This is a genomic window from Desulfonauticus autotrophicus, assembly GCF_055381725.1.
Map to the genome: position 1 here is coordinate 751,423 of NZ_AP042395.1, position 22,947 is coordinate 774,369.

At 36.6% G+C, this 22,947-nt stretch carries 24 protein-coding genes and 5 pseudogenes; 13 read left to right on the forward strand and 16 right to left on the reverse strand.

Annotated features, from left to right (window positions below):
- Positions 1–13: 13 nt before the first annotated feature.
- The 11 genes and pseudogenes from ilvN to ACZ42F_RS04405 form a co-directional block, all read right to left on the reverse strand.
- The gene (gene ilvN / locus ACZ42F_RS04355; RefSeq protein WP_029966267.1) at positions 14–499 is read right to left on the reverse strand and encodes an acetolactate synthase small subunit; all 486 of its coding nucleotides are present in this window, start codon (positions 497–499) and stop codon (positions 14–16) included.
- Positions 500–514: 15 nt separating this feature from the next.
- Positions 515–2,200, reverse strand: a complete 1,686-nt coding sequence (gene ilvB / locus ACZ42F_RS04360) for a biosynthetic-type acetolactate synthase large subunit (protein WP_464279893.1) — start codon at positions 2,198–2,200, stop codon at positions 515–517.
- 1 nt (position 2,201) lies between these two features.
- Positions 2,202–2,434, reverse strand: a pseudogene (locus tag ACZ42F_RS04365) (DUF465 domain-containing protein).
- 9 nt (positions 2,435–2,443) lie between these two features.
- Complete coding sequence (locus ACZ42F_RS04370; RefSeq protein ID WP_029966279.1) at positions 2,444–2,740, reverse strand: DUF167 domain-containing protein; 297 nt, start codon at positions 2,738–2,740, stop codon at positions 2,444–2,446.
- The gene (locus tag ACZ42F_RS04375; protein ID WP_029966281.1) at positions 2,737–3,231 is read right to left on the reverse strand and encodes a DivIVA domain-containing protein; all 495 of its coding nucleotides are present in this window, start codon (positions 3,229–3,231) and stop codon (positions 2,737–2,739) included. Before ACZ42F_RS04375 ends, ACZ42F_RS04370 begins: the two co-directional genes overlap by 4 nt.
- 9 nt (positions 3,232–3,240) lie before the next feature.
- Positions 3,241–3,543: a YggT family protein gene (locus ACZ42F_RS04380; RefSeq protein WP_029966288.1), complete on the reverse strand. Its 303-nt coding sequence runs from the start codon at positions 3,541–3,543 to the stop codon at positions 3,241–3,243.
- Positions 3,544–3,666: 123 nt separating this feature from the next.
- Positions 3,667–4,221, reverse strand: a pseudogene (locus ACZ42F_RS04385) (HAD family hydrolase); the annotation flags it as partial.
- A gap of 14 nt (positions 4,222–4,235) precedes the next feature.
- A pseudogene (locus tag ACZ42F_RS04390) lies at positions 4,236–5,881 on the reverse strand (AMP-binding protein).
- A 17-nt stretch (positions 5,882–5,898) separates the two neighbouring features.
- A pseudogene (locus ACZ42F_RS04395) lies at positions 5,899–6,470 on the reverse strand (helix-turn-helix domain-containing protein).
- Positions 6,470–7,192, reverse strand: a complete 723-nt coding sequence (locus tag ACZ42F_RS04400; RefSeq protein ID WP_464279894.1) for a hypothetical protein — start codon at positions 7,190–7,192, stop codon at positions 6,470–6,472. Before ACZ42F_RS04400 ends, ACZ42F_RS04395 begins: the two are co-directional and overlap by 1 nt.
- Positions 7,193–7,203: 11 nt before the next feature.
- Positions 7,204–7,566: a hypothetical protein gene (locus ACZ42F_RS04405; RefSeq protein WP_464279895.1), complete on the reverse strand. Its 363-nt coding sequence runs from the start codon at positions 7,564–7,566 to the stop codon at positions 7,204–7,206.
- A gap of 217 nt (positions 7,567–7,783) precedes the next feature.
- Between ACZ42F_RS04405 and ACZ42F_RS04410 the strand changes: the two genes are divergently transcribed.
- The 13 genes and pseudogenes from ACZ42F_RS04410 to flgM all read left to right on the forward strand — a co-directional run bounded on the left by ACZ42F_RS04410 (position 7,784) and on the right by flgM (position 18,206).
- Positions 7,784–8,512, forward strand: a complete 729-nt coding sequence (locus ACZ42F_RS04410) for an amino acid ABC transporter ATP-binding protein (RefSeq protein WP_464279896.1) — start codon at positions 7,784–7,786, stop codon at positions 8,510–8,512.
- Positions 8,513–8,534: 22 nt separating this feature from the next.
- Positions 8,535–9,356 carry an ABC transporter substrate-binding protein gene (locus tag ACZ42F_RS04415; RefSeq protein ID WP_464279897.1) on the forward strand — a complete coding sequence of 274 codons (822 nt, stop codon included), beginning with the start codon at positions 8,535–8,537 and terminating at the stop codon, positions 9,354–9,356.
- Positions 9,357–9,429: 73 nt separating this feature from the next.
- The gene (locus ACZ42F_RS04420) at positions 9,430–10,131 is read left to right on the forward strand and encodes an amino acid ABC transporter permease (RefSeq protein WP_464279898.1); all 702 of its coding nucleotides are present in this window, start codon (positions 9,430–9,432) and stop codon (positions 10,129–10,131) included.
- A gap of 18 nt (positions 10,132–10,149) precedes the next feature.
- Complete coding sequence (locus tag ACZ42F_RS04425; protein ID WP_464279899.1) at positions 10,150–10,845, forward strand: amino acid ABC transporter permease; 696 nt, start codon at positions 10,150–10,152, stop codon at positions 10,843–10,845.
- Positions 10,835–11,692, forward strand: a complete 858-nt coding sequence (gene prmA / locus ACZ42F_RS04430; RefSeq protein ID WP_464279900.1) for a 50S ribosomal protein L11 methyltransferase — start codon at positions 10,835–10,837, stop codon at positions 11,690–11,692. The genes ACZ42F_RS04425 and prmA overlap by 11 nt, the downstream gene beginning before the upstream one ends.
- Positions 11,685–12,332: an endonuclease III domain-containing protein gene (locus tag ACZ42F_RS04435; RefSeq protein ID WP_464279901.1), complete on the forward strand. Its 648-nt coding sequence runs from the start codon at positions 11,685–11,687 to the stop codon at positions 12,330–12,332. Before prmA ends, ACZ42F_RS04435 begins: the two co-directional genes overlap by 8 nt.
- Before the next feature lie 256 nt (positions 12,333–12,588).
- The gene (locus ACZ42F_RS04440; RefSeq protein ID WP_464279902.1) at positions 12,589–13,422 is read left to right on the forward strand and encodes a murein hydrolase activator EnvC family protein; all 834 of its coding nucleotides are present in this window, start codon (positions 12,589–12,591) and stop codon (positions 13,420–13,422) included.
- A 10-nt stretch (positions 13,423–13,432) separates the two neighbouring features.
- On the forward strand, positions 13,433–14,698 hold the full coding sequence (locus tag ACZ42F_RS04445; RefSeq protein ID WP_464279903.1) for a S41 family peptidase: 1,266 nt from the start codon (positions 13,433–13,435) through the stop codon (positions 14,696–14,698).
- Positions 14,699–15,319: 621 nt separating this feature from the next.
- Positions 15,320–15,948: pseudogene (locus tag ACZ42F_RS04450) on the forward strand (divergent polysaccharide deacetylase family protein).
- A 73-nt stretch (positions 15,949–16,021) separates the two neighbouring features.
- Positions 16,022–16,441, forward strand: coding sequence for a nucleoside-diphosphate kinase (gene ndk / locus ACZ42F_RS04455; protein ID WP_464279904.1), 420 nt, complete (start codon positions 16,022–16,024; stop codon positions 16,439–16,441).
- A gap of 3 nt (positions 16,442–16,444) precedes the next feature.
- Positions 16,445–17,239, forward strand: coding sequence for a pyrroline-5-carboxylate reductase (gene proC, locus ACZ42F_RS04460; RefSeq protein WP_464279905.1), 795 nt, complete (start codon positions 16,445–16,447; stop codon positions 17,237–17,239).
- Positions 17,240–17,485: 246 nt separating this feature from the next.
- Entirely contained in the window at positions 17,486–17,899 is a 414-nt protein-coding gene (locus ACZ42F_RS04465) for a DVU0524 family FlgM-associated protein (protein ID WP_029968924.1), read from the forward strand.
- 16 nt (positions 17,900–17,915) lie between these two features.
- Positions 17,916–18,206, forward strand: coding sequence for a flagellar biosynthesis anti-sigma factor FlgM (flgM, locus tag ACZ42F_RS04470; protein ID WP_464279906.1), 291 nt, complete (start codon positions 17,916–17,918; stop codon positions 18,204–18,206).
- Here flgM and fliW read toward each other — a convergent pair.
- The 5 genes from fliW to flgN are packed head-to-tail and all read right to left on the reverse strand — an operon-like array spanning position 18,189 to position 22,947.
- Positions 18,189–18,659, reverse strand: coding sequence for a flagellar assembly protein FliW (gene fliW / locus ACZ42F_RS04475; RefSeq protein ID WP_464279907.1), 471 nt, complete (start codon positions 18,657–18,659; stop codon positions 18,189–18,191). The genes flgM and fliW overlap by 18 nt on opposite strands.
- Positions 18,644–18,835 carry a carbon storage regulator gene (locus tag ACZ42F_RS04480; protein WP_464280196.1) on the reverse strand — a complete coding sequence of 64 codons (192 nt, stop codon included), beginning with the start codon at positions 18,833–18,835 and terminating at the stop codon, positions 18,644–18,646. Before ACZ42F_RS04480 ends, fliW begins: the two co-directional genes overlap by 16 nt.
- Positions 18,836–18,878: 43 nt before the next feature.
- A complete protein-coding gene (flgL, locus tag ACZ42F_RS04485; RefSeq protein WP_464279908.1) occupies positions 18,879–20,354 on the reverse strand; it encodes a flagellar hook-associated protein FlgL in 1,476 nt (491 codons plus the stop codon).
- 20 nt (positions 20,355–20,374) lie between these two features.
- Positions 20,375–22,489, reverse strand: coding sequence for a flagellar hook-associated protein FlgK (gene flgK, locus ACZ42F_RS04490; RefSeq protein WP_464279909.1), 2,115 nt, complete (start codon positions 22,487–22,489; stop codon positions 20,375–20,377).
- A complete protein-coding gene (gene flgN, locus ACZ42F_RS04495) occupies positions 22,489–22,947 on the reverse strand; it encodes a flagellar export chaperone FlgN (protein ID WP_464279910.1) in 459 nt (152 codons plus the stop codon). The genes flgK and flgN overlap by 1 nt, the downstream gene beginning before the upstream one ends.

A 22,947-nucleotide genomic window follows, 5' to 3' on the forward strand; every position in this document is an offset into this window, starting at 1 on the left:
TCTCCCTCTTTATTTAATCTATTTGCATGGAACGGCGCAAGGCTACTGTTCCAGAACGAGCAAACTCTTTTATACCAAACCGCTGTAAAAGATTAATTATGGCTTTAATCTTATTTTGATCTCCAGTAATCTCCAATGTCAAATCACTTGGACTAACATCTACCACCTTACACCGAAAAATATCAGCAATCCTTAGAACTTCCGCTCTTTTTTCATCTTCTGCATTCACCTTAATCAGAACCATTTCTCGCTCTACAGCCTGTTCATAGGTCAAGTCCACCACCTTAATAACAGTAATCAACTTGCGTAACTGTTTTACTATTTGCTCTACAATCTGTTCATCACCTCTGGTGGTAATGGTCATCAAAGAAATGTCTGGTTCCAGAGTAGGCCCCACATTTAAAGACTCAATATTAAAGCCTCTACCACTAAAAAGCCCTGCTACTCTGGAAAGTACTCCTGGTTCGTTTTCCACTAGTACAGATAATACATGTCGCACCTTAAGGCCCTCCTCTTATACCAATAACATTTCGGTTAAAGATGCTCCTGCTGGTACCATAGGATAAACATTTTCCTCTGGTTCAACCCAAACATCAATAACTGTGGGTTTCTTTATTTTAAGGGCCTCTTCCAAAACTGGCCTTACTTCCTGGGGCTTGATAATACGAAAACCTTCTGCCCCATAAGCCTTAGCCAGAGCCACAAAATCAGGGTTCTTATGCAAACAGGTGGCACAATAGTTTTTATCATAAAAAAGCTCTTGCCACTGTCTTACCATCCCCAAATAACCATTATTTAAAATCAAAATCTTAACTGGCAAATCATAACTTACAGCTGTAGCCAGTTCCTGGATATTCATTTGAATGGAGCCATCACCAGCAATATCCACTACCAATCTCTCTGGATGGGCTAACTGCGCACCAATGGCTGCTGGAAAGCCATACCCCATAGTTCCTAAGCCCCCTGAAGAAATAAAGGAGCGAGGATACTTATAGTGATAAAATTGCGCTGCCCACATCTGGTTTTGCCCCACTTCTGTGGTAATAATGGCTTCTCCCTGCGTGAGTTCATACAAGGTTTCCACCACAAATTGGGGTTTTACCTTTGTCTCGCTTTGCTCATAGCGCAAGGGATGGGATTCTTTCCATTCTGTAATCTTATCCAACCAGTCTCTATGTTCCTGTTCCCAATTGATATCCATTTCTTCCAATTCTTGCAGAAGAGCCTCTAAAGCCAGCTTACAATCAGCTACAATGGGAATATCCACCTGGACATTTTTTCGAATAGAAGTGGGGTCAATATCAATGTGAATAATCTTAGCCCTGGGAGCAAAGGTAGAGACTTTGCCTGTAACCCGGTCATCAAAACGAGCGCCCACAGAAATAAGCACATCTGAATTATTGACCGCCATATTGGCTGCATAGGTTCCATGCATTCCCAGCATTCCCAACCAGAGTTCATCAGGAGCAGGAAAGGCACCCAGTCCCATCAAGGTGGTGGTTACAGGAATTTTAAACTTGCGAGCCAAAAGAGTTAAAATATCATGGGCCCCAGAAGAAATAATCCCACCGCCACCATAAATAAGTGGCCTAGAACCTTTGGCTATAAGACGAGCAGCCTTTTTTATTTGTTTTTTATTTGGCTCATAGTGAGGATTGTAACTACGCAAAGAAATTTTTTCTGGATAAGAAAACGCTGTCTTTGCTTGCATCACATCCTTGGGCAAATCCACCACAACAGGCCCAGGTTTACCTGTACTGGCTATATAAAAAGCCTTTTTTACTATAAAAGCCAGGTCCTTTACATCCTTGACCAAAAAATTATGCTTGGTACAGGGTCTGGTAATACCTACGATATCCACTTCCTGAAAGGCATCATTGCCAATAAGCGCAGTAGGTACCTGGCCAGTAAAGACCACCAGAGGCACAGAATCCATATAGGCAGTGGCAATGCCAGTAACCGTATTGGTAGCTCCAGGACCAGAAGTAACTAAGCATACGCCAACTTTTCCTGTAGAGCGAGCATAGCCATCAGCTGCATGCACTGCTCCCTGCTCATGGCGAACCAATATATGCCTAAAAGGATAATTGGGTAAATGGTGATAAATATCAATAACTGCCCCCCCTGGAAAACCAAAAATATGGGAGACTCCTTCTTTCTTTAAACACTCCAGTAATATCTGAGCTCCGGTGAGCTCCATCTTATTTCTCCTCCATTTCTTTATACTTATTCAACAAAGCAAGTAACTTGGTTTTTCCTGCCAACTTTAACTTTTTCAATTCCTTGACTTCCAGTTCTTCTTCTGGAGTCAAGTAGGGTTTGCTCTCAAACTTTTCTAGCTTTTTTCATACTCTACATGATCTTCCCATAGAGCCTTTAATTCAGGATCTTCTTCACTATATTTAGCAATTAATTCCAATTCATATTGTTCCATGTTTACCTCCTACAATAAATTTAATAGTTTTTGCCAATTAACTTCTTCTGCTTTTATCCAAATCAATTTTTCCCTACTGGTTTCTCCTTGCACCAGTTTTAACGCACTTTTTTTTACTCCCAAAGACTTACTTAAAAATTCTAGTAAACACTCATTGGCCTTGTTCTCTACAGGAGGAGCATTAACTCGAATTTTTAACTTTCCTTCTACAACTCCACTAATTTCTGTTTTCTTGGCCTTGGGTTGCGCCCAAACACTTAAATACCAGCCACCCTTACTAGCTTTGCGTACGAATTCAGGAATCATTTTACTATAAACTTTACTTTTTCCTCTATAGTATCAAAACTATCATCTTCACCAAGTTTATCCAAAAGTTTTAAGTGCCCTTCAATAAGAGATCTTAGCTCTACTTCAAATCTATTTTTTTGCCTCTTTAATTCTGTAATATCGGCATGAATCTGGGATAATCTTTTATGAGCTTTGTTTAATATCTCTTCAGCTTTATTTTGAGCTTCTTCTATAATATTTTTAGCCTGTTTATGAGCATTGGCTTTAACATCCTCTACCATCTTTTGAGTGGTAATAAGAGTATTTTGCAGTATCTTTTCTCTTCCTTTATAATCAGATACACTTTTTTCTAATTCATCTATTTTAGACTTTAATACAGCATTTTCCTCTGTTAATTTCCCTATTTGCTCAGCAAGTTCTTGTAATAAAAAATCTACTTCTTCTTTTTTATACCCAAAGATAGATTTACTAAATTTATGATGGAGTATATCTACTTTACTTTTAGACATAACCTACTCCTAAGTTAAAGACATGGATAATTGAAACAAAGATTTTACCAGAAATACCTTTAAAAACTGAATTACTAATAAAACCACAACCGGGGAAAGGTCTAGCCCTCCAATATAGGTAAAGGGCAACCACTTTCTTACCCTGTAAAAAACAGGTTCAGTCAAGCTATGCAAAATGCGCACAATGGGGTTATAAGGGTCTGGATTTACCCAGGAAAGTAGCGCAGAAATAATCACCACCCAAAAATATAAGGTCAACAAGGTATCAATAACACTAGCTAAAGCTTGTAGTAAATTACTTAGGATAAACATCTTTAACTCCCTTTTAACAAATTTTTTTCTTTTTAAAAGCAAAAATTGGCGCAGAGAATAAAAATCAGGAATTAACATTTCAGCTTGCAGACCAGGATTTTTATAACTCCAAAAAGGCACTCCTGCCCTTTTGGCGCACTCTTCATCAACCTTGGAATCTCCAATATAGGCCACTTCTTTTGGTTCCAATTTCCAGATACTTAAAATAAGAAACAAACTTTCAGGATAGGGTTTGGGAAAGGCCAACTTGTCTGCAGTGATTACCGGGAAAAAATAATGATTCAACCCAAAGACCTCTAAAATAGGAAGCATGGTATTAGTTCTATTGGTATTTATGGCCAATTTAAATCCACATTGTCTTAAATCACTTAAAAGCTCAACCAGGCCTGGCTCCATTTTTAAATAAGGATAAAGCTTACTGTAATCTATTTTTTCCCTTATCTCTTCTATTCTAGGCCAAAACTCTGGAGGAAGTATTTTTTTAAAGGAATTATGCACTGAGTGCATGTGCACATATTCTTCCTCCTCTAAGCTTAGAGGAGGAAGACCAAACATTTCCTTGACCCAATTATAATATTTTATATTTACATCTTTAGAGTCAAACAAAACTCCATCGCAATCAAAAATAATCCCCTTAATTTCTCCATTAAGCTTAGCCAATGGATTACAAATAAACAAATAGCCCTCCCTGTTTAAGCTTCTGGAAAAAGTTGTGCTGCCATTTCCCGTAATTTGTACTTTTGAATTTTACCACTAGCAGTCAGAGGATATTCTTTTACAAAAGCTATATATTTAGGTATCTTATATCTGGCAATACGCCCTCGACAAAAATCTCGCACATCTTCAGGAGTGAGCTCATATCCTTCCTTGGGTATAATAAAAGCTCCCACTTCTTCTCCATATTTCTTGCTGGGTACTCCTACCACCTGAACATCTTTAATCCCTTCCATATTATATAAAAATTCCTCTATTTCCCTAGGATAAATATTTTCTCCTCCTCTGATAATCATATCCTTTAATCTTCCAGTAATACTCAAGTATCCCTCTTCGTCCATCACTCCCAGGTCTCCAGAATGCAACCACCCTTCTTCATCAATAGCAGCCATGGTAGCTTCAGGCATATTGTAATAACCTTTCATCACATTATAACCACGACAACATACTTCTCCCTGAACTCCAGGAGGCACTGGCTTATTGGTTTCTGGGTCCACCACTCTCACCTCTATTTCAGGCATGGCCTTACCCACTGTTTCCACTCTTTTTCAATGGGGTCATCCACTCTGGTCTGGGTCATTACGGGTGAAGCCTCAGTTAAACCATAACAGATGGTAATCTCCTTCATATTCATCTTTTCCATAACCTGACGCATTACTTTAATGGGACAAGGAGACCCAGCCATAATCCCGGTTCTTAAAGAACTAAAGTCAAACTTGGAAAAACTTCTATGCTCCAAAACAGCAATAAACATGGTGGAAACGCCATAAAGGGCTGTGCATTTTTCTGCTTCAATAGAGGCCATCACCAGGTAAGGATTAAAAGTTTCCAGGATAACCAGAGTAGAACCATGAGAGCAAGCAGCTAGTACTCCCAAAACACAACCAAAACAGTGAAACAAAGGAACAGGTAAACAAATCTTGTCCTCTGGCCCCAGCCTTTGGTTTTCTCCTATCCAGTAGCCATTATTCACAATATTATAGTGAGTAAGCATAACTCCCTTGGGAAAACCTGTGGTCCCTGAAGTATACTGCATATTTACCACATCGTGAGGAGAAAGGCTTTTTTGCCTGGCTTTATAATCTGCCTCACTAATGAGCCTACCCATGGACAGCACTTCGGGTAATGTGTACATGCCTCGATGCTTTTCCTGGCCTAAAAAGAAGACGCGTTTTAAATGAGGAAAATCCTTGCTCTTTAAAAATCCCCTCTCCTGGGTTTTAAGTTCTGGGACCAAATCATAAATAGTCTGCACATAGTCTGTATCTCTAAACCCATCAATTAAAAAGATGTTTTCTGCTTCAGATTGCCTAAGTAAATAGGCTAATTCATCTCTCTTGTAATAGGTATTTACAGTTAGCAAAATAGCTCCAATCTTAGCTGTAGCAAATTGTAAAGCCACCCAATAAGGCACATTGGTAGCCCAAATAGCCACCTTTTCTCCCTTTTGCACTCCCAGGGCCATCAATCCCTTGGCTAAATTATCTACCAGTTCAGAAAACTCCCTATAAGTAAGCCTAAAATCTCTATCTACATAAACCACAAAGTCATTATCTGGATATTTTTCTGTAGTCTCATCCAAAAGCTGACCAATGGTAATCTCACGCAAAGGTTTATCCCACATTTAGTAAAAATCCTCCTTTAATTTTCTGGAAAATAAAGAACTGCATAAATGGATGCTGGCTTATCTCCTTTACAAGACAAATAATGAGGAACTATAGAGTTATAATAAACACTATCACCTTCCTTTAAAATATAGGTCTCCTGGCCATAAATAAGCTCTATTTCTCCAGAATGAACTACAATAAATTCTTCTCCTTCATGGGAAGAAAGCTTTTCTCAGTAGAAGATTCAGGCAATATTTCCACAAAAAAAGGTTCCATGTGCCTGTCGCTTTTTCCCTTACCCAAAGAGTAAAAACGCAGACTGGTTGGTTTATTCTTACCCTTTAAAATGGTAAGCTCTTCACTTCTTTCTTCCAGCCTTATAATCAAAGGATCCTGACTTATAGTATCATCTAAAAAAGTACCCAATCTGGTACCCAAGGCTCTGGCAATCTTTAGTAAAGGACCTAGAGAAGGATATATATTCTCTTCTTCTACAGCTCTTAAAAAATCTTCATCCAGTCCAGTTCTGGTTGAGAGTTCTGCAAGGGTTATATCTTCCATCTCTCTAAACTTCTTAATACGCTGTCCAATTTTTTCCTTTGTCATTACACTGCCTCCTCTCTATCTTTTAACTTTTTGTAATAAACAAATTTACTGTTTTTATATTCTCCAGAATATGCAAAATAGTTATTTTCTTCTTTTTCTTTTCTCCACTCCACACCTTTACTTTTAAGCTCTTCAAATACACTCTCATCACTAACAATAAAACCAGCTTGTGGAGCAAAAAACTTAAAAGCTGGAAAAACTAGTTCTGCTTTTAACTCATATCTACCAGTAAGGTCATTAAAAAATAATTTTTTACTTAAGTTAAGTTCTTCTTCTACTCCCATAATATCTCTAATAGATGCTAATTTTTCATCCAAACTTTTTTCCAGATTTATTATTTCCATTATTCTTTCTTCATAGGCATAATATAAAATTAGCAACATATGATACTTACGATTTTCTTCTAGCGATTTTGTATTTTCCTTGGACTTATCTCTGGCCAGGAGCTCACTTTTTATACTTAGCACTCCTTCAGGCTCCAGGGGGCTGTTTTGTTGTAATAAGTAAGCTTTCATATCTTTTATATCTTTAAACTGTGCACCAAATTCCAAACAAAAATTCAAATAAGCTCTGGCCTCCTTAGGGGAAAAATAAAGATTAGAGGGAGTAAAAACCTGCGTCTTTGGTTCTAAAAAACCAATATTTAAAATCTTCCCCCTTTCCCTTAATTGAGGGTCAATATACTCTTCATGCAAATAAGGAAAAAACAACCACTTATCCATACCAACTCCTTCTAGCCTTCTTCAGCCAGGGTATAATGCTTACACTTTCCCTTACATTTAGGTAATTCATATAAACAGGTATAACCATACAAATAACGACAAAAATTTTCCTCTCCTTCTACAAAGTGAGGACATTTTTTGATTTCTTCATAACGGGTATTGCTTTTTTTGGTCCAAATCTTTTCGACCTTTTCTAGCTCCAAGCCAAAAACTTCAGCCTTATCCAAAAGCTGGTCATATTCTTCTTCCCATTTCAACAAGATAGTACATTGAAAGGACTGATTGTATCCTGGATTTAAGACTTCTGGGTAGATACAGAAACCAAGCCGATAAAAGACACAGTTTTTTGCCGGAAGGTAGTGAATTTTAACCATAAAAATTTAATAAATTCCCACTTAGGAGATATTTTTAGCTACAATTTTTCTTATATACCCAGAATCTCCCTATTTGCCAAGAATTATCTTTTAGCTCTTTGCCCAGGCAAAGCTTAGCTGAAAAAAATTCATCTATTTGACAAAAACACGGGCCTGGTTTATGAAGGTCTGTCTCACACTTTCACCAAAAACTCAACTAAAAGGGGTAGAAAGGAGCATGGCATATCTGGAAATACGTAATGTAAACAAATGGTTTGGCAACTTTCATGTTCTCAAAAACATCAATGAAACAGTGGAAAAAGGTGAAGTTTTGGTTATTTGTGGACCTAGTGGTTCAGGGAAAAGCACCTTGATTCGCTGTGTTAACAGGTTGGAGGAAATTGATAAGGGAGAAATCCTTTTTGAAGGAAAAAGCATTCATGAGCCTTCTGTGGATATAAACAACTTACGGGCTGAAATAGGAATAGTTTTTCAGCAATTTAACCTTTACCCACATTTAACAGTATTAAAAAACATTACCCTGGCTCCCATTAAGGTAAGAAAAATGCCTAAAGACCAGGCTGAAAGCATTGCCTTAGAGCTTCTGGAAAGGGTAGGTATTAAAGACCAGGCCCATAAATATCCAGCAGAACTTTCTGGCGGTCAACAGCAAAGGGTAGCCATTGCCAGAGCTTTGGCCATGAAGCCTAAAGTAATGCTCTTTGATGAACCCACTTCAGCTCTAGATCCAGAAATGATTAATGAAGTTTTAAATGTTATGAAAGACCTGGCTAGAGATGGAATGACCATGCTCTGTGTTACCCATGAAATGGGCTTTGCCAGAGAAGTGGCTGACAGGGTAATTTTCATGGATCAAGGAGAAATTTTGGAAAGAGGTACTCCAGAACATTTCTTTACCAATCCCACTCATGAACGTACAAAGGCCTTTTTAAAGGAAATATTATAAATAAAAAAGGAGGAGGTTTTTTATGAAGAGATTTTTAACCGGCCTAATGTTTGTTTTGGCCACAGTAATGCTTTTGTCCAGCCTGGCTTTCGCGGGAAAACTGGAAGAAATCAAAGCTAGAGGCAAACTCATTGCTGGCGTAAAGGACGCTGTTGTACCCTTTGGTTTCGTGGATGAAAACACCAATCAACTGGTGGGTTTTGATGTGGATATCTGTAGGTATATTGCCAATAAGTTAGGAGTGGAACTGGAATTAAAGCCTGTAACCTCTGCTACTCGTATTCCCATGCTTACCCAAGGCTCTGTAGATCTAGTTGCAGCTACCATGACCCACAAGTTCTCCAGAGATGACACCATTGATTTTTCCATTACCTATTTTATGGATGGCCAAAAAATCCTGGTAAAGAAAAATTCTGGGATCAAGTCTGTAGCTGATCTGGCTGGGAAAAAAGTAGGTACAGCCAAAGGTTCTACCTCTGAAAAAAACATCAAGGAAGCTCAGCCCAAGTGTATTGTGCTTTCCTTTGAAGGTTATCCTCAGGCTTTCTTGGCCCTTCAACAGGGCAAAGTGGCTGCTGTAACCACAGATTCCACTATCTTGCTTGGTTTAAAAAACAGTGCTCCCAATCCTGATGACTATGTCATTGTAGGCGATTACATTTCTTCCGAACCCTATGGCATTGGTCTTCCTGAAAATGACTCTGATTTTAGAGACTTTGTAAACAGAGCCCTGGTTGATATGTGGAACAGTGGTGAATACCAAAAAATATACAACAAATGGTTTGGTCCTCAAACTAAATACTATCTTCCTCTAACCTGGAAGATGGAAGTTTGGCCTTATTAAAAGCTAACTATACAGGGAGTTTGGGTAAATCCCAAACTCCTTTTTCTAAAAAATCCTGTAAAGAGGTGCGAACTTGAACTATCAGTTTGATTGGAAGTTGGTTTTAACAGGTGAATATGGCCAGTGGTTGATAGATGGTCTTATTGTAACCTTAAAGATCTCGGCAGTATCTATATTCTTTTCCTTAATCGTAGGGACCATCATTGCTGTGTTTAGACTCTCCAAAGTAAAACCCTTAGAATGGTTTAGTCTTGCTTATACTGAATTTTTCAGAAATACTCCCTTATTGGTCCAAATATTTTTCTGGTATTTTGGCTCAGATGCTGTTTTACCCAAAGCGGTAAATGAATGGCTATACCAGCAAGACTTTGAATTTGCTGCGGGAGTAATTGCCCTCACAGTTTATACCTCTGCCTTTATTGCAGAGGAAATTCGTTCTGGAATTAACTCCATTCCCAAAAATCAATTAGAAGCTTCCAGGGCTTGTGGGCTTAGTTTTATTCAAGCTATGTCTTATGTAATTTTACCTCAAGCCTTTAGAATAATCATTCCTCCCCTAATCTCACAATTCTTAAATTTGACTAAAAACTCTTCTCTAGTCATGACCATTGGTGTAATGGAACTTACTTACATGGCTAGACAGATAGAGTCTTATACATTTCATGGATTTGAAGCCTTTACTGCAGCTACTGTAATTTATATTGCCATTTCTTTAACTATTTCTCTATTGGTCAATTTATATAACAAACACTTTTTACGTAACTTAAAATACTAGATTCAAGAGAGGTAGACAGTGCACTGGGAAGTTGTATGGAATAACATGGACTATTTTTTAATAGGAGCCTACCCAGAAGGACCTCTGGGTGGTCTGGCGATGGGAATTTTACTGGCCATTGGTGGTATTTTTGGTGCTTTTTGGCTGGGACTTTTCTTTGGACTAATGCGCATCTCCTCTAAACCCTGGCTCAAATATCCAGCCATGGTTTATATTGAAATAGTTAGAGGAACCCCTCTTTTAATGGTTATATTCTGGTTTTACTTCTTAGCGCCCATACTCCTGGGACACACCTTGCCTGAGGCCACAAGTGCGCTCATCAGTTTTATTGTTTTTACCAGTGCTTATATTGCAGAAATCGTAAGGGCTGGCATCCTGGCTTTACCCAAAGGACAAATGGAAGCTGCAAGAGGTACAGGGCTTAACCATTTTCAGGCCATGCGTTATATTATTTTACCTCAGGCCTTAAGAAATATGATTCCTTCTTTTGTCAATCAATTCGTAAGCCTTACCAAAGACACCTCTTTGGCTTATATTATTGGGGTAAATGAATTAACCAGGGCTGCAACCCAGGTAAACAACAGGACCCTGATTGCACCTACAGAAATTTTTCTAACCATTGCTGTGCTTTACTTTATTGTCTGTTATGTTCTAACCTCTTTTAGCAGACGTCTAGAAAAACACTTAGCCAGATACCAGGCCCGTGGAAGATAAATTTTTAGGACTTATCCTCTCCTTTCCCAAGTCCCTATTAGAGCCTTTAGAGGGACTTCTCTACCTACTGGTTCCATGGGGATGGGAAGAACTGGAGTCCACTTCTCTGGAAGAGCAAAAAGTTCAAATTTTTTTCACCACTCCTCAGGAATTGGAAGAAACAGTCTCTTTTCTTAAAAGCAAATTCCCTCAAATAAAAACTGAAACCTTTTTACTTCCCAAACAGGATTGGTTAGAAAACTGGAAAAAATTTTTTACTCCCATTCAAATAGAAAACACCTTTGAAATTCTACCTACCTGGGAAAAATCAAAAAGCAATCTTTTGCCTCTTTTTATATATCCAGAAATGGCCTTTGGTACAGGACATCACCCCACAACCTATCTTTGTCTAAAGGTCATAGCTCAACTACATCAAAATAACTTATTAACTTCCAAAGACACCTTTTTAGATGTAGGAACTGGCTCTGGGATTTTGGGTATAGCCTGTGCTAAATTGGGCCTTACCGGAATAGGCCTGGATATAGACCCTCATGCCATTAACAATGCCAGACACAATATAAAATTAAACCAGGTGCAAGATTCCTTTTCTCTAGAGCTGGGCTCCTTAAAAAAATTAAATATTCCTCAAAAATTTTCTTTAATTTTAGCCAATATCCTAGCTACTCCTCTAATCAAAATGAGAGAAGAAATACTTAAACACCTTCAAGCACAAGGCAAATTGATTCTTTCTGGAATATTAAAAGAACAAGCTTCCAAGGTAAAAGAAGCTTACTTACAATCAGGACTTAAACTAACAAAAGAGTTTAATTCTAAGGAATGGGTAGCCTTGCTCTTTTCCTATGACTAAACAAGAAAAACTTCTTCAAATCTATTCCACCCTCTACTCTGCCCTGGGACCAAGTTATTGGTGGCCTGGAAACAGTGCCTTTGAAATCGCTCTTGGGGCCATTCTGACCCAAAATACCAACTGGAACAATGTGGAAAAGGCCATTCTCAACCTTAAAAAGGAAAATCTTTTAGATGAAAAAAAACTTTTTCTTCTTTCAGAAGAAAAATTGGCCAACTTAATTAGACCAGCTGGGTTTTACCGCCTAAAAACCAAAAGGATTAAAAACTTCCTACACTTCTTAAACCAAGAAGCCAACTTAAACCTAATGGCTTTAAAGAAAAAAGACCTTGCCGAACTAAGACCAAAACTTTTATCCATCAAAGGTATTGGGCCTGAAACTGCAGATAGTATCCTGCTCTATGCCCTGGAAAAACCTATCTTTGTAGTGGATGCGTATACTAAAAGACTTTTAAATAGACACGGACTGGTTCCAGAAGAAACTTCTTATGAAGAAGTACAGGACTTATTCATGACTAATCTTGAGCCAAATGTAGAACTATACAACGAATATCATGCTCTTATCGTTAGAGCAGTAAAAAGATGGTGCCATAAAAAAAATCCTAAGTGCGACCAATGTCCTTTAAAAAATATCTTCTAATCTTATCATACTTATCCCTAGCAATCTTCTTAACCTTTTCTCTTGGTTTTGGCTCTATAAGTGAAATAAAACAAAAGATAGAAAATTATAAAAAGAAAATAAGAGAAGAAAAAAAGTATTAAATTTACTTAGTAAAGAAGAAAGAAAGTCTGTACTAGAAATAACTAAAATTGATAATCAAATTATAGAAATAGAAAAAAAAGTAGAAGAAGAAGAAAAAATACTTGAAAAAATAAAAAATAAAGAAAAAAAGTTAATGAATGACTATAAAATAGTTGCTAAAAACAAAGAAAAAGTTAAAAAAGAACTGGAAAATATTTTAAATAATTTTTGGCCTATATATTTAAAACAAAAAGATAGTAGTATTCTTGACTATAAAAATGAAGAGGAATACAAGTTAAAAAGTAAATGGTTAGAAATAATTTTAAGTAAAATAAATGAAAAATATAAAACTTTTTCTTATTACAGTGAACAGTTAACCCTGAAACTGCTAGAAATTCAGGATACAATTTCTAAAAAAGAAAAACAACTTGCCCGTATTAACCAGGAAAAAGACTCCCTTCTGGCTAAAAAACTGGAATTCCTCAAAAAGATAGAAGAAATGCGCTTATTTAAACTCAAACAGGAAGAGCGCATTCAAGAAGTTTTGTCTATTGTAGAAGAGCTGAACTATAAATTTTTAATGCTCACCAGTAAAGACTTTGCCAAAGCCAAAGGAAAACTTCTTTGGCCTGCTCAAGGAAAAATAAAAATAAATTTTAACCTAAGAAAAAAACCACCTCAACGAGGCATAGGAATAGCTTTAAAAAAGGATGAGCCTGTTCGTGCAGTGTTCTGGGGTAAAGTAGTGCATAACGATCTTTTAAGAGGTTTTGGTAGGGTTATTATTATTTCTCATGGTAAAGGATATTATACTCTTTACAGCTTTTTATCTCAGAGTTTAGTTAGACTGGGACAGGAAGTAGAGCAAGGAGAAATAATTGGACTTTGCGGTTTTTACCCTCAAATAAAGAATTATGGCCTTTACTTTGAATTGCGTTTTAAACAAAAACCAGTTAATCCTTTGAAGTGGCTTAAGCATATTTTTTAGGAGGATATCCATGTCTCGTTTTATTTCCTTACTAGCAATAATAGGTTTGTGGGTTCTTCTTCCTCAATCCCAGTTGTTAGCAAAAACTTATTCTGATTATGAGGCCTTAAAACAGTTTAGCCAGGTCTTAAATCTGGTGGAACAAAACTATGTAGAGCCTAAAACCCGTCAAGAACTCCTGAAGGGGGCTATAAAGGGCATGCTAGAACAGCTAGACCCCCATTCTTCCTATATTGAAGCAGATGAACTCAAATCCATGCAAGAGGATTTTTCTGGTAAATTTAGTGGCATTGGTATTCAAATTGGCATGAAAGATAAAAGACTAGTAGTTATTGCTCCCATTGAAGACACTCCAGCCTACAAAGCTGGTTTAAAAGCTGGAGATATTATTTTGGAAATAGATGGAGAATCCACTCAAGGCATAAGCCTTATGGATGCGGTAAAAAAAATTAGAGGACCTAAAGGCAAACCAGTTACTCTTACTATTTTGCATAAGGACGCAGAAAAACCAGAAAAAATTACCATTGTTCGAGATACCATACCCATTCATACTGTAAAAACTCTGGAACTGGAACCAGGTTATGTCTATGTACGGATAACAGATTTTAAAGCCACTACTTCTAAAGAAATTCTAAATTCTTTAAAAAAATACAAAAATATAAAAGGCATGATTTTAGACCTGCGCAACAATCCTGGAGGACTTTTAGATCAGGCCATTAAAGTCTCTGATATCTTCCTATCCAAAGGACTTATAGTTTATACTCAGGGAAGACACAAAGAACAAAAAACAGAGTTCTTTGCCCATAAAGACCCTACAGATGTGACTGCTCCCTTGGTAGTGCTGGTTAATGCTGGTTCTGCTTCTGCCTCTGAAATCGTAGCTGGCGCTCTTAAAGACCAAAAAAGGGCTTTACTCCTTGGTGAAAAGACTTTTGGCAAGGGCTCGGTGCAAACCATTATTCCCCTTTCTGACGGCTCAGCCATAAAACTCACCATTGCCCTGTATTACACACCTTCTGGAGTCTCCATTCAAGCCGATGGTATTGAACCAGATTTAGAGATACCCTATCAGGAATTAAGTCCAGAAGAAGAAAAAATGCTTAGAGAAAAAGACCTTAGCCAGCATCTAAAAAACCCAACTCACCCAGAAGAAAATTCAAAAAAGAAAATAAATGGGGAAGCCCAAAAAATGCTCTCCAAAGACAATCAACTAAAAATCGCCTTAGAAGTGGTAAAAAAACTTCCTTTGCTAAAAAAAATAAGCTTCTCTGAATAAAGCAGAGGGATAATTCCCTCTGCTTTTTTTATCCTCATGGCCAAGAAAAAGAAAACTCGCAAAAAAACCCAAAGAAAAAAACATTCTTTTAGCTTGATTCTACTCTCTCTCCTTCTATTTGTATTAGCTATATCTCTATATAAAGCATATCAATACCTAGACCTTCCTCCTAAAAAATATAGTTTTTCCCAAAAACAAAAAATAAATACTACTCCCACTAACATAAAAAATACTCCTCAAAATAATCATCTGGAATATGAAGAAGAAGTAAAAAATGATTTTATTTTAAAATTAAAAGAAGTAGATTTAATTATTATACAGAGTTTGTATACAAATCATGGACAAAAAGTAAAAATAACCAGTCATAATTATAAAGATAGATATCTGGATAATATATCTTTTAAACTACAAGAACTTTCTCTTTATGTTTCGAATCCTGCAAAATTTATATCTAATCTTAAAAAAAACATCAAAAAGCTAACTCCTTTTGCTAGTATAAGAAAAGTTGAACCTCAAACCTATTATCTTACAATTAACAACATTTTAACCCATATTATTTATTTAGAAGAATACCTACCAAAAACAGTTACCCAGGGTAAATTAGTTATTGTTATCGACGATATGGGTAGAAGTGTGCCTTTAGCCAATAAACTACTGTCTTTACCTCTTAAACTTACCTTTTCTTTTTTACCTTATGCTCCTCATAGTAGAGAAATAGCCACTAAAACCCATTTAAAAAACCAGGGAGTGATGCTTCATCTGCCCATGGAGCCCCAAGGCTATCCCCAAAAAGCCAACCCTGGGCCTGGTGCTCTCTTTACCTTTATGGACTTAATGGGCATTGAACAAACCTGCTTACAAGATTTAGCAAAAGTGCCCTATGTGAAAGGAGTAAACAATCACATGGGATCAAGGTTTACGGAATATAAACCTGGAATGAAAAAAGTATTTTCCATACTTAAAAGAAAAATCTATTTTTCTTAGATAGCCTTACCACGCCTAAAAGTGTTACAACACTTCTGGCCCAACAAATGGGAATAAAACTACTCAAAAGGGATATTTTTCTGGATAATGTTCAGGATGAAAAAAGTATTCTTTTCCAGTTAAAAAAGGCTGAGGCTCTGGCTTTAAAAAAGGGAACAGCTATTGCCATTGGCCATCCTTATGAAGAAACCTTTAAAGCCCTGCAAAAATGGTCTCAAGAAAAATCTCCCCAGGTTAAAACAATCCTGGTAGAAGAGCTACTTTAGACTCTTTTTTATCCTTGCCTATTTAAAGTTTAAACTGTAGAAGAAGAAAAATTTTTAGGGAGGTTAACTTAGAATGGTTGAAAGGACTTTATCCATTATCAAACCTGATGCTACTGCCCGCAACCTTACAGGTGAAATTCTCAAAATGATTGAAGAAGCAGGTCTCAAAATAGTAGCTTTAAAAAAAATCAAATTAACCAAAGAGCAAGCTGAAGGATTTTATCAAGTGCACAAGGACAAACCCTTTTTTGACAGTTTGACTGATTTTATGACCTCTGGCCCTGTGGTTGTTTCTGTCTTAGAAGGTGAAAACGCCATTGAAAAGTACAGAAAGCTCATGGGAGCAACCAACCCTGCCAAGGCAGAAGAAGGCACTATCCGCAAAAAATTCGCCCTGGATATTGAAAAAAATTCTGTGCACGGCTCTGATTCCAAGGAAAATGCTGAAATAGAAATAAACTATTTTTTCAATAAGTTAGAAATAGTAGGTTAGACAATGAAAACCAAAATAGGTTTTATTGGTGCTGGAAATATGGGAGGAGCCCTAATTAAAGGGCTCTCTGCCCAAAAACAATTTATCCTCAATGTTTATGAGCTGGATAGTCAAAAAATTGAAAACTTAAGCCAAGAAGCAGATTTTCTTATTGCTGAAAGCGTTCAAGAACTCAGTAAAAATTCAGATTACATTATCCTGGCTGTAAAGCCTCAACACATCAGTTCAGTTATAAATCAAATACTTCCTCAACTGGGAAGTAGAAAATGCCTTATATCCATTGCTGCTGGAATAAAGTTAGAATCTCTAGCCCAGTTTAGTCAAAACCTCTGTCCTCTGGTAAGGGTTATGCCCAATACTCCAGCCCTTATAGGCAAAGGAGTTTTTGCCCTCTGCTTTGACCATCCAGAGCTCACTTCTGAACAAAAAGAAACTGTTCTCTCTATCTTTTCTTCCCTGGGCAAAACCTATGTGCTGGAAGAAAAGTTATTTGATGGCTTTACAGCTATGATTGGTTCTGGCCCAGCCTTTGTTTTTCTCATCCTGGAAAGCTTTGTCCAGGCAGGAATTACCCTTGGGTTTACTGCCAGGCAAAGTAAAGAAATGGCCTTAGCCCTCTTTGAAGGGGCTGTAGAGTTAGCCCAAAAAGAAGCTCTTACCTTAAGTGAACTCAAAGAAATGGTTTCTTCTCCAGCAGGGACTACTATTTATGGGCTAAACAAAATGGAGGAAAAAGGCCTGCGCACTGCCATCTTAGAAGGCATTTTAGCCAGTTTTAAGCGTAGTAAAGAGCTTTAAAAAACTACAGACAGGGCCAGATAATTACTCATAGTTAAAGTGGAATAAAAAACCATTCCAGAAAATAACGCCACTACCAACCACCACTTTAAATAAGTTCTAAACATCTTTATAACCTCCTGTTTAATTAAAACTTTCTTTGCTTATTCACCCTCCTTGTTACCTTTTTTTGACAAAAATATTTTTTTTTAAAAAAAACTAAAGTTTTAAAAAAAGTTGTCGATAAAAAGGTAGAAGAGGAGAAATATGACCATAAATCCTTACAATAAAAATCTAATTAAGGTTTATATCAAAGAGCTAAATCAGGGCAGGAGGATTGCACGCCTAAAGCGTATTCTCAGGCAAATGGGAGAAGATACCATATCTATCTCGCCAGAAGCCAAACGTCGACAAATGGTGGAAAAAATCTCCAGAGAAATTATTGAAAATCTTTTAACTTCAGAAAGCGAAAATCCTATAGTTTTAGAAATAAAAGCCGATTTAGAAAAAGAAGTGGGTATGCCTTTAATTTTTAAATACCCACCACCCAATGGAGATGACTTGCACATTTTAAAAAAGACAGCTAAGGGTTTAGAAGAATTAACTCCTCAAGAGAAGGAACAAATTTTGCAGAAATTATGGCAAATTACCATCAATAAAGTAAACAAGACCATGCTCTAAACCAGGAGAAGAGGTTATGGAAATAAAAAATGTTTTAGATAAAGTAAAAGCCTTTGAGCAAGAACAAATAGAAAAACAAAAAAAATCCTCATCTCCCAAAAAGTCCAGTTCTACTGCAGATAAAGTCTCCCTTTCCCAAGAAGCAAAACTCTATGCCAAAGCCCTAAATGTAGCTCGCCAAAGCCCAGAAGAACGCAGTGAAAAAATAGCTGTCCTAAAAGAACAGATAGTCAACAACACCTACCAACCTGATGCGCAAAAGATAGCTGAGAAACTGGTAAAAGAAGAATTAGATCTGTGGAGCTAAAGAAGTTTTTTTGTAAGTAAAGTCTTTTAATTTTAAATACCTACAAAGCTTAGGGTCAGCCAAAGCAATCTGTAAACCCAGGCGATCCTTTTTATTTATAATAATAGGACCACTAAAGTTTAAAGTTGTTTCTTCTGGTTCACCAGGAGGGATATTAACTGTTACCAAAACTACTATATCTTCCCTTTTCTTTATCTTTAAAATCTTTTCTTCGATAGAATTCAAACTAAAACTAAAGTTAGTATCAAATAAAAAAGGGTCTGTTACAATTAATCCCAAACGGCTATTTTTTATATTCTGCAAAAGGAAAAAAGGTGAATCATCTTTTATTTGAAGTAAAACAAACTCTTGATAGTTTTCAAAACCAATAAGTCCTCTGGGAAAAGTAATTATTTTATCCTTTTCGAGAGCTACTTTACCAACTCTAGAAGATATAATTATTTTGTTTTCCATAAATCTAAAACCTTATAAAAGTCTTCCTTGTTATTTAAAAGAGAATTTTTATTTTCTTCTTTAATTTTTAAATATATCTCTTCTCTAAAAACAGTTATCTCTTCTGGCACATCTATGCCCAACTTCACAGTTTTACCCTTACACTCTAAAACAGTGACTTTTATCTTATCTCCAATAAAAAAACTTTCACTTTTTTTCTAGATAATATTAACATAACAATTAAATATAATTAAGCAGATTCATTCTCATTATCATAGCAGAAGACTTCAAAACAGCTTGATATACTATTTGCTGATTGCTAAGCTCTGTCATAAGTTCTGCAACATCCACATCTTCTATATTACTAAGCCTCTCTTTTTCATTCAAAGAAAGACCAGAAAGAATAGTGTCTGCAACTTCCAAACGATTTTCCCTGGCTCCCACAGAAGCCAGCTGGGTAGAAATATGTTTTAAACTTGCACTTAAATTTTCCAGACTTTCCTGAATTCCATCCTGGTTATTGGTTTCTAAGAAACCAATAAATTTACCCACTGTTTCAAATAAATTTTTTCCTTCTCCATCAAACACAGCACTGCCTTCAAAAATACCTCCAAAGATATCCTTGCCTATATTATTGATTTGTACCTTTTCACTGGCTGAGATTTCCAATTCTATTTTGGCCCGAGCAGGCCTGATTAACAATTGATCACCTGCAGTTAAATTGCTGGTAGCATTTACTTCAATTCTTCCTTCAGGTAAAAGCAAGGTGGTATTATCTGTAGTATGCCCAGTATCCCAGGAAACTCCTCCATCTGTAGAATAGGAATAAGTAACAGTGCTTCCACTAATGTCATCAATTCTAACCATTACATCTCTGGAAAACTCTCCAAATACACTGGCAGTTAAAGCAGTATTTTGGGTATAAAAATCCAGTTCAATATCTTCTTCACTATCTCCCAGATACTCTGCGCTGGGCCTTATCCATAGCCAGGTCCCAGAAGTATCATTATAATCAGTGGCAGAATTAGCTGTTACTGTATAACCAGCACTAAAATCCACTTGTACTCCAGCCACATTAAGGGTGGTATTACCTGCAGTTAAAGTCCCTGTATTCCAGGTTTCCCCCCCATCAGTAGAGTATCTATAGTTTAAGGTATCTGTTCCTACTACTCCACTATCTAAAAATTGAACTAAAACAGTTTGTGAATTGCTTCCATTAATATTATTTATATAATTTTCTACATCATCATCCTGATTGGAAGTAATCCATAATACTTCTTGAAAGGCATTAGTCGTAGTTTTATGCCCGGAAAAAATAGTCTTGCCTTCATATTCAGTATTGGACAAATTCAATAGCTGGCTGAAAAGCTGTCTTCCTTCATAGGAAAGGGCTAATCTTTGATCTTTAGTCAAAGTCCCTGTGGCAGATTGCTCTGCAATCTCTTTTAGTCTTGTTAAAATGGTATTTACTTGCATCAAAGTTTCATCAGCTAGGTTTAACCATCCCTTGGCAGTATCAATATTCTTTGCATATTGCTCCAGAGCCGATATGGAATCTCGATAGTTTAAAACTCTTGTCATTCCCACAGGATCATCTGAAGGTACATTGATTTTTTTCTGAGAAGAAGCCTTTTTATTCAACTCCATTAATTTTGAAGTGGAATAATTCATCTGGTTTATAAAGTTTGTATATAAATCTCTTTGAGAAACTCGCATACCTTCCTCTCTATAAAAAATTATTTCATACTAAGCAAAACCTGTACCATCTCATTGGCTGCTTGAATCAATTTAGCTGCAGCAGTGTAAGAGTTTTGAAATTTAATCAAATTACTCATCTCTTCATCCATATTTACGCCAGATATCTCTTCCTGTCTACTATTTAAATCATCAGCCAATACTTTATTGTAGTTATAGTTATAATTTGTCATTTCAGTGTCAGCACCAACATTCCCAACCAAATTGTTATAATATTCCTGAATGGTCTGAGAAGTTGTTCCATCTATTGTTGTATATATTTTTACATCTTTGTTTCCAAGTTCAGCAATACTTAAAGCTATATAATTATCTCCTGTGTTTACTTCTCCATCTCCATTCACATGTCCACTATTTATATAGCTAATATTGCTATGAACAAAATCATTTATTTTTAAGGAATTCGCATCCTCACCAGCAAAAAAAGAGTTAAGCCCTAAGGCAGCTAAAAGGCCAGAACTATCCTCACCAAAGGCAAAAGAATAACTATCTCTTCTCTGAATAAAAAGCTTGTTGTCCACAATAGAAGCTGTAACATAAGTGCCAAAAGTATTGTTTATAGCATCCCGCACATCCTCTAAACTGTGAGAACTGGGATCAAAATTTTGGATTCCAGCAGTGCCTGAGTCAAAATCTAAAGGCCCATCATTTACTAAATTGCCACTACTATCATAGATAAAGAGGGAAAAATTACCTGTTTGTAATTTGCTGCCAAAGGTTAAACCAGAAGCAGCACTACCCAGGGCAACACTGGTATTGGTTACTTCATAACTTCCTTGATTATAAGTAAATTTTTCCAATCCAGCTCCCTGAGAATGGATTCTATTTACTTCCCAGGCCAGGGATTTGGCCAGAGCATCTAATTTTTCCTGATACTTGCCCACATAAGCATCTCGAAATAAAAAATAACCAGCAATACTTCCTCCAATAAGTCTACGTTCGTTTAAAGAACCATCAGGAAGCTGTTGGGGCGTAATATTCATAAAACTAGAAGCATTTTCATACCAATATAGGCCTGTTTTAGGGATAATGGTAAATTTATCTCCTGCAGACAAATTAGTAGTAGCAGCACTTTGAGGATCACTGGCACTGCCAAACCAGATTTTCAAATCTCCATTGGGCAAAGTAATTCTATTATTGTAGGCATCTGCAGCAAAAACCAGATCATTGCCGTCTTCATCTTTCAGAAAGGTTTTTCCTCCATCAATAGACACTTTAAACTGAGCTGTACCATCTGCCGCTCCACCAGTCGTTATGACAATAGTATATTCATAATTGGAACTACCCTCATAATAAATACTATCCGTAAAGGCTGAACCACTGGTTAAAGAAGTAATAGTTTTAGCAGTTTCAAATTTAAGTTCAAAATAAGAATCTCCATCCACCAGGGTATGTCCACCTTTTGTGGTTATAATAACATTCCCCAGGCCATTATCAATATAATTAATATCTATCTTTTCTGCTAATTCTCTGACCAGAGCATCTCTTTTATCTCTTAATTCATTGGCATTATTTTTTCCTGGCTCTTCGTGAATGGTAATCTCAGTGTTTAAGCTAGCTATCTCCTTTAAAATCTCATTAACCCTATCCACATCTTGCCCAATAAAGTCATCCATCTGCAATTCAAAATTATTTAAATCTGTAGAGGTAAGGTGAAGCGCATTAATAAGATTTTGGGTATGACCCAAAAGAGCAGTACGCACGCTACTATCTTCAGGGCGCTGGCTTAATTCCTGCCAATCAGCAAAAAACTGAGCTAAAACTTGGTTTATACCACTATCTTCAGACTCTTTAAAAAGTATTTCCACATTCTTTAAGGCTTCATATAACTTGGAATACATTTCCCTTTGAGAAGCTCTGGTATTGTATTGATCCTCTACAAACTGATCAAAATGCCTGATTACTTCTTTAGCCCTAACTCCAGTGCCCAACTGCCCTGGAGCATAGTCAATGGCTAGAGCTTCTTCCAGACGTACTTCTTGTCTTCTATAGCCAGGAGTATTGGCATTGGCTATGTTATTGCCAATTACTTCTATTGCTGATTGATTGGCAAAAAGGGCCTGCCTTGCAATGTCCAGGATAGAATTTATTCCAGGCATTAAAAACTACTCCTGAGTTTTCTCACATTGTCAATTCCTTGAACCTTTCCTCCCGCATTATAAATGGCATTATCTCTATTACTATCTTTAATTTTCTTTTGTAAAAAAGTAAGTAAATCAACTGTTTGTCTGGCTAAGGCAAAAGCCAGGTCACTATTGCGCTTGCTTGCCAAATGTATTTTATGTTGCTTTTCTTCCAGACTTTTCCACAAAAAAGCCTCTTCCCCTTGAGGATAAGTGGCAAAAAAATCATTTAAACCAAGAGAATTATCTCTTTGAATCCTTTCCTTAAGAAAAAATTTTTCTTTTTCCAGTTGTTCCAATAAAAGCTGAATAGAAGCTTCCAGAGAGGAAATTTTCTCCACTTCTCTACTCTTTAAAGCGGAAAATTCTTCCTCTAGTAAATTTAGCAATAACTCCATGGCCTTGTTTAATCTTTGCAAAATTTCTTTAAACAT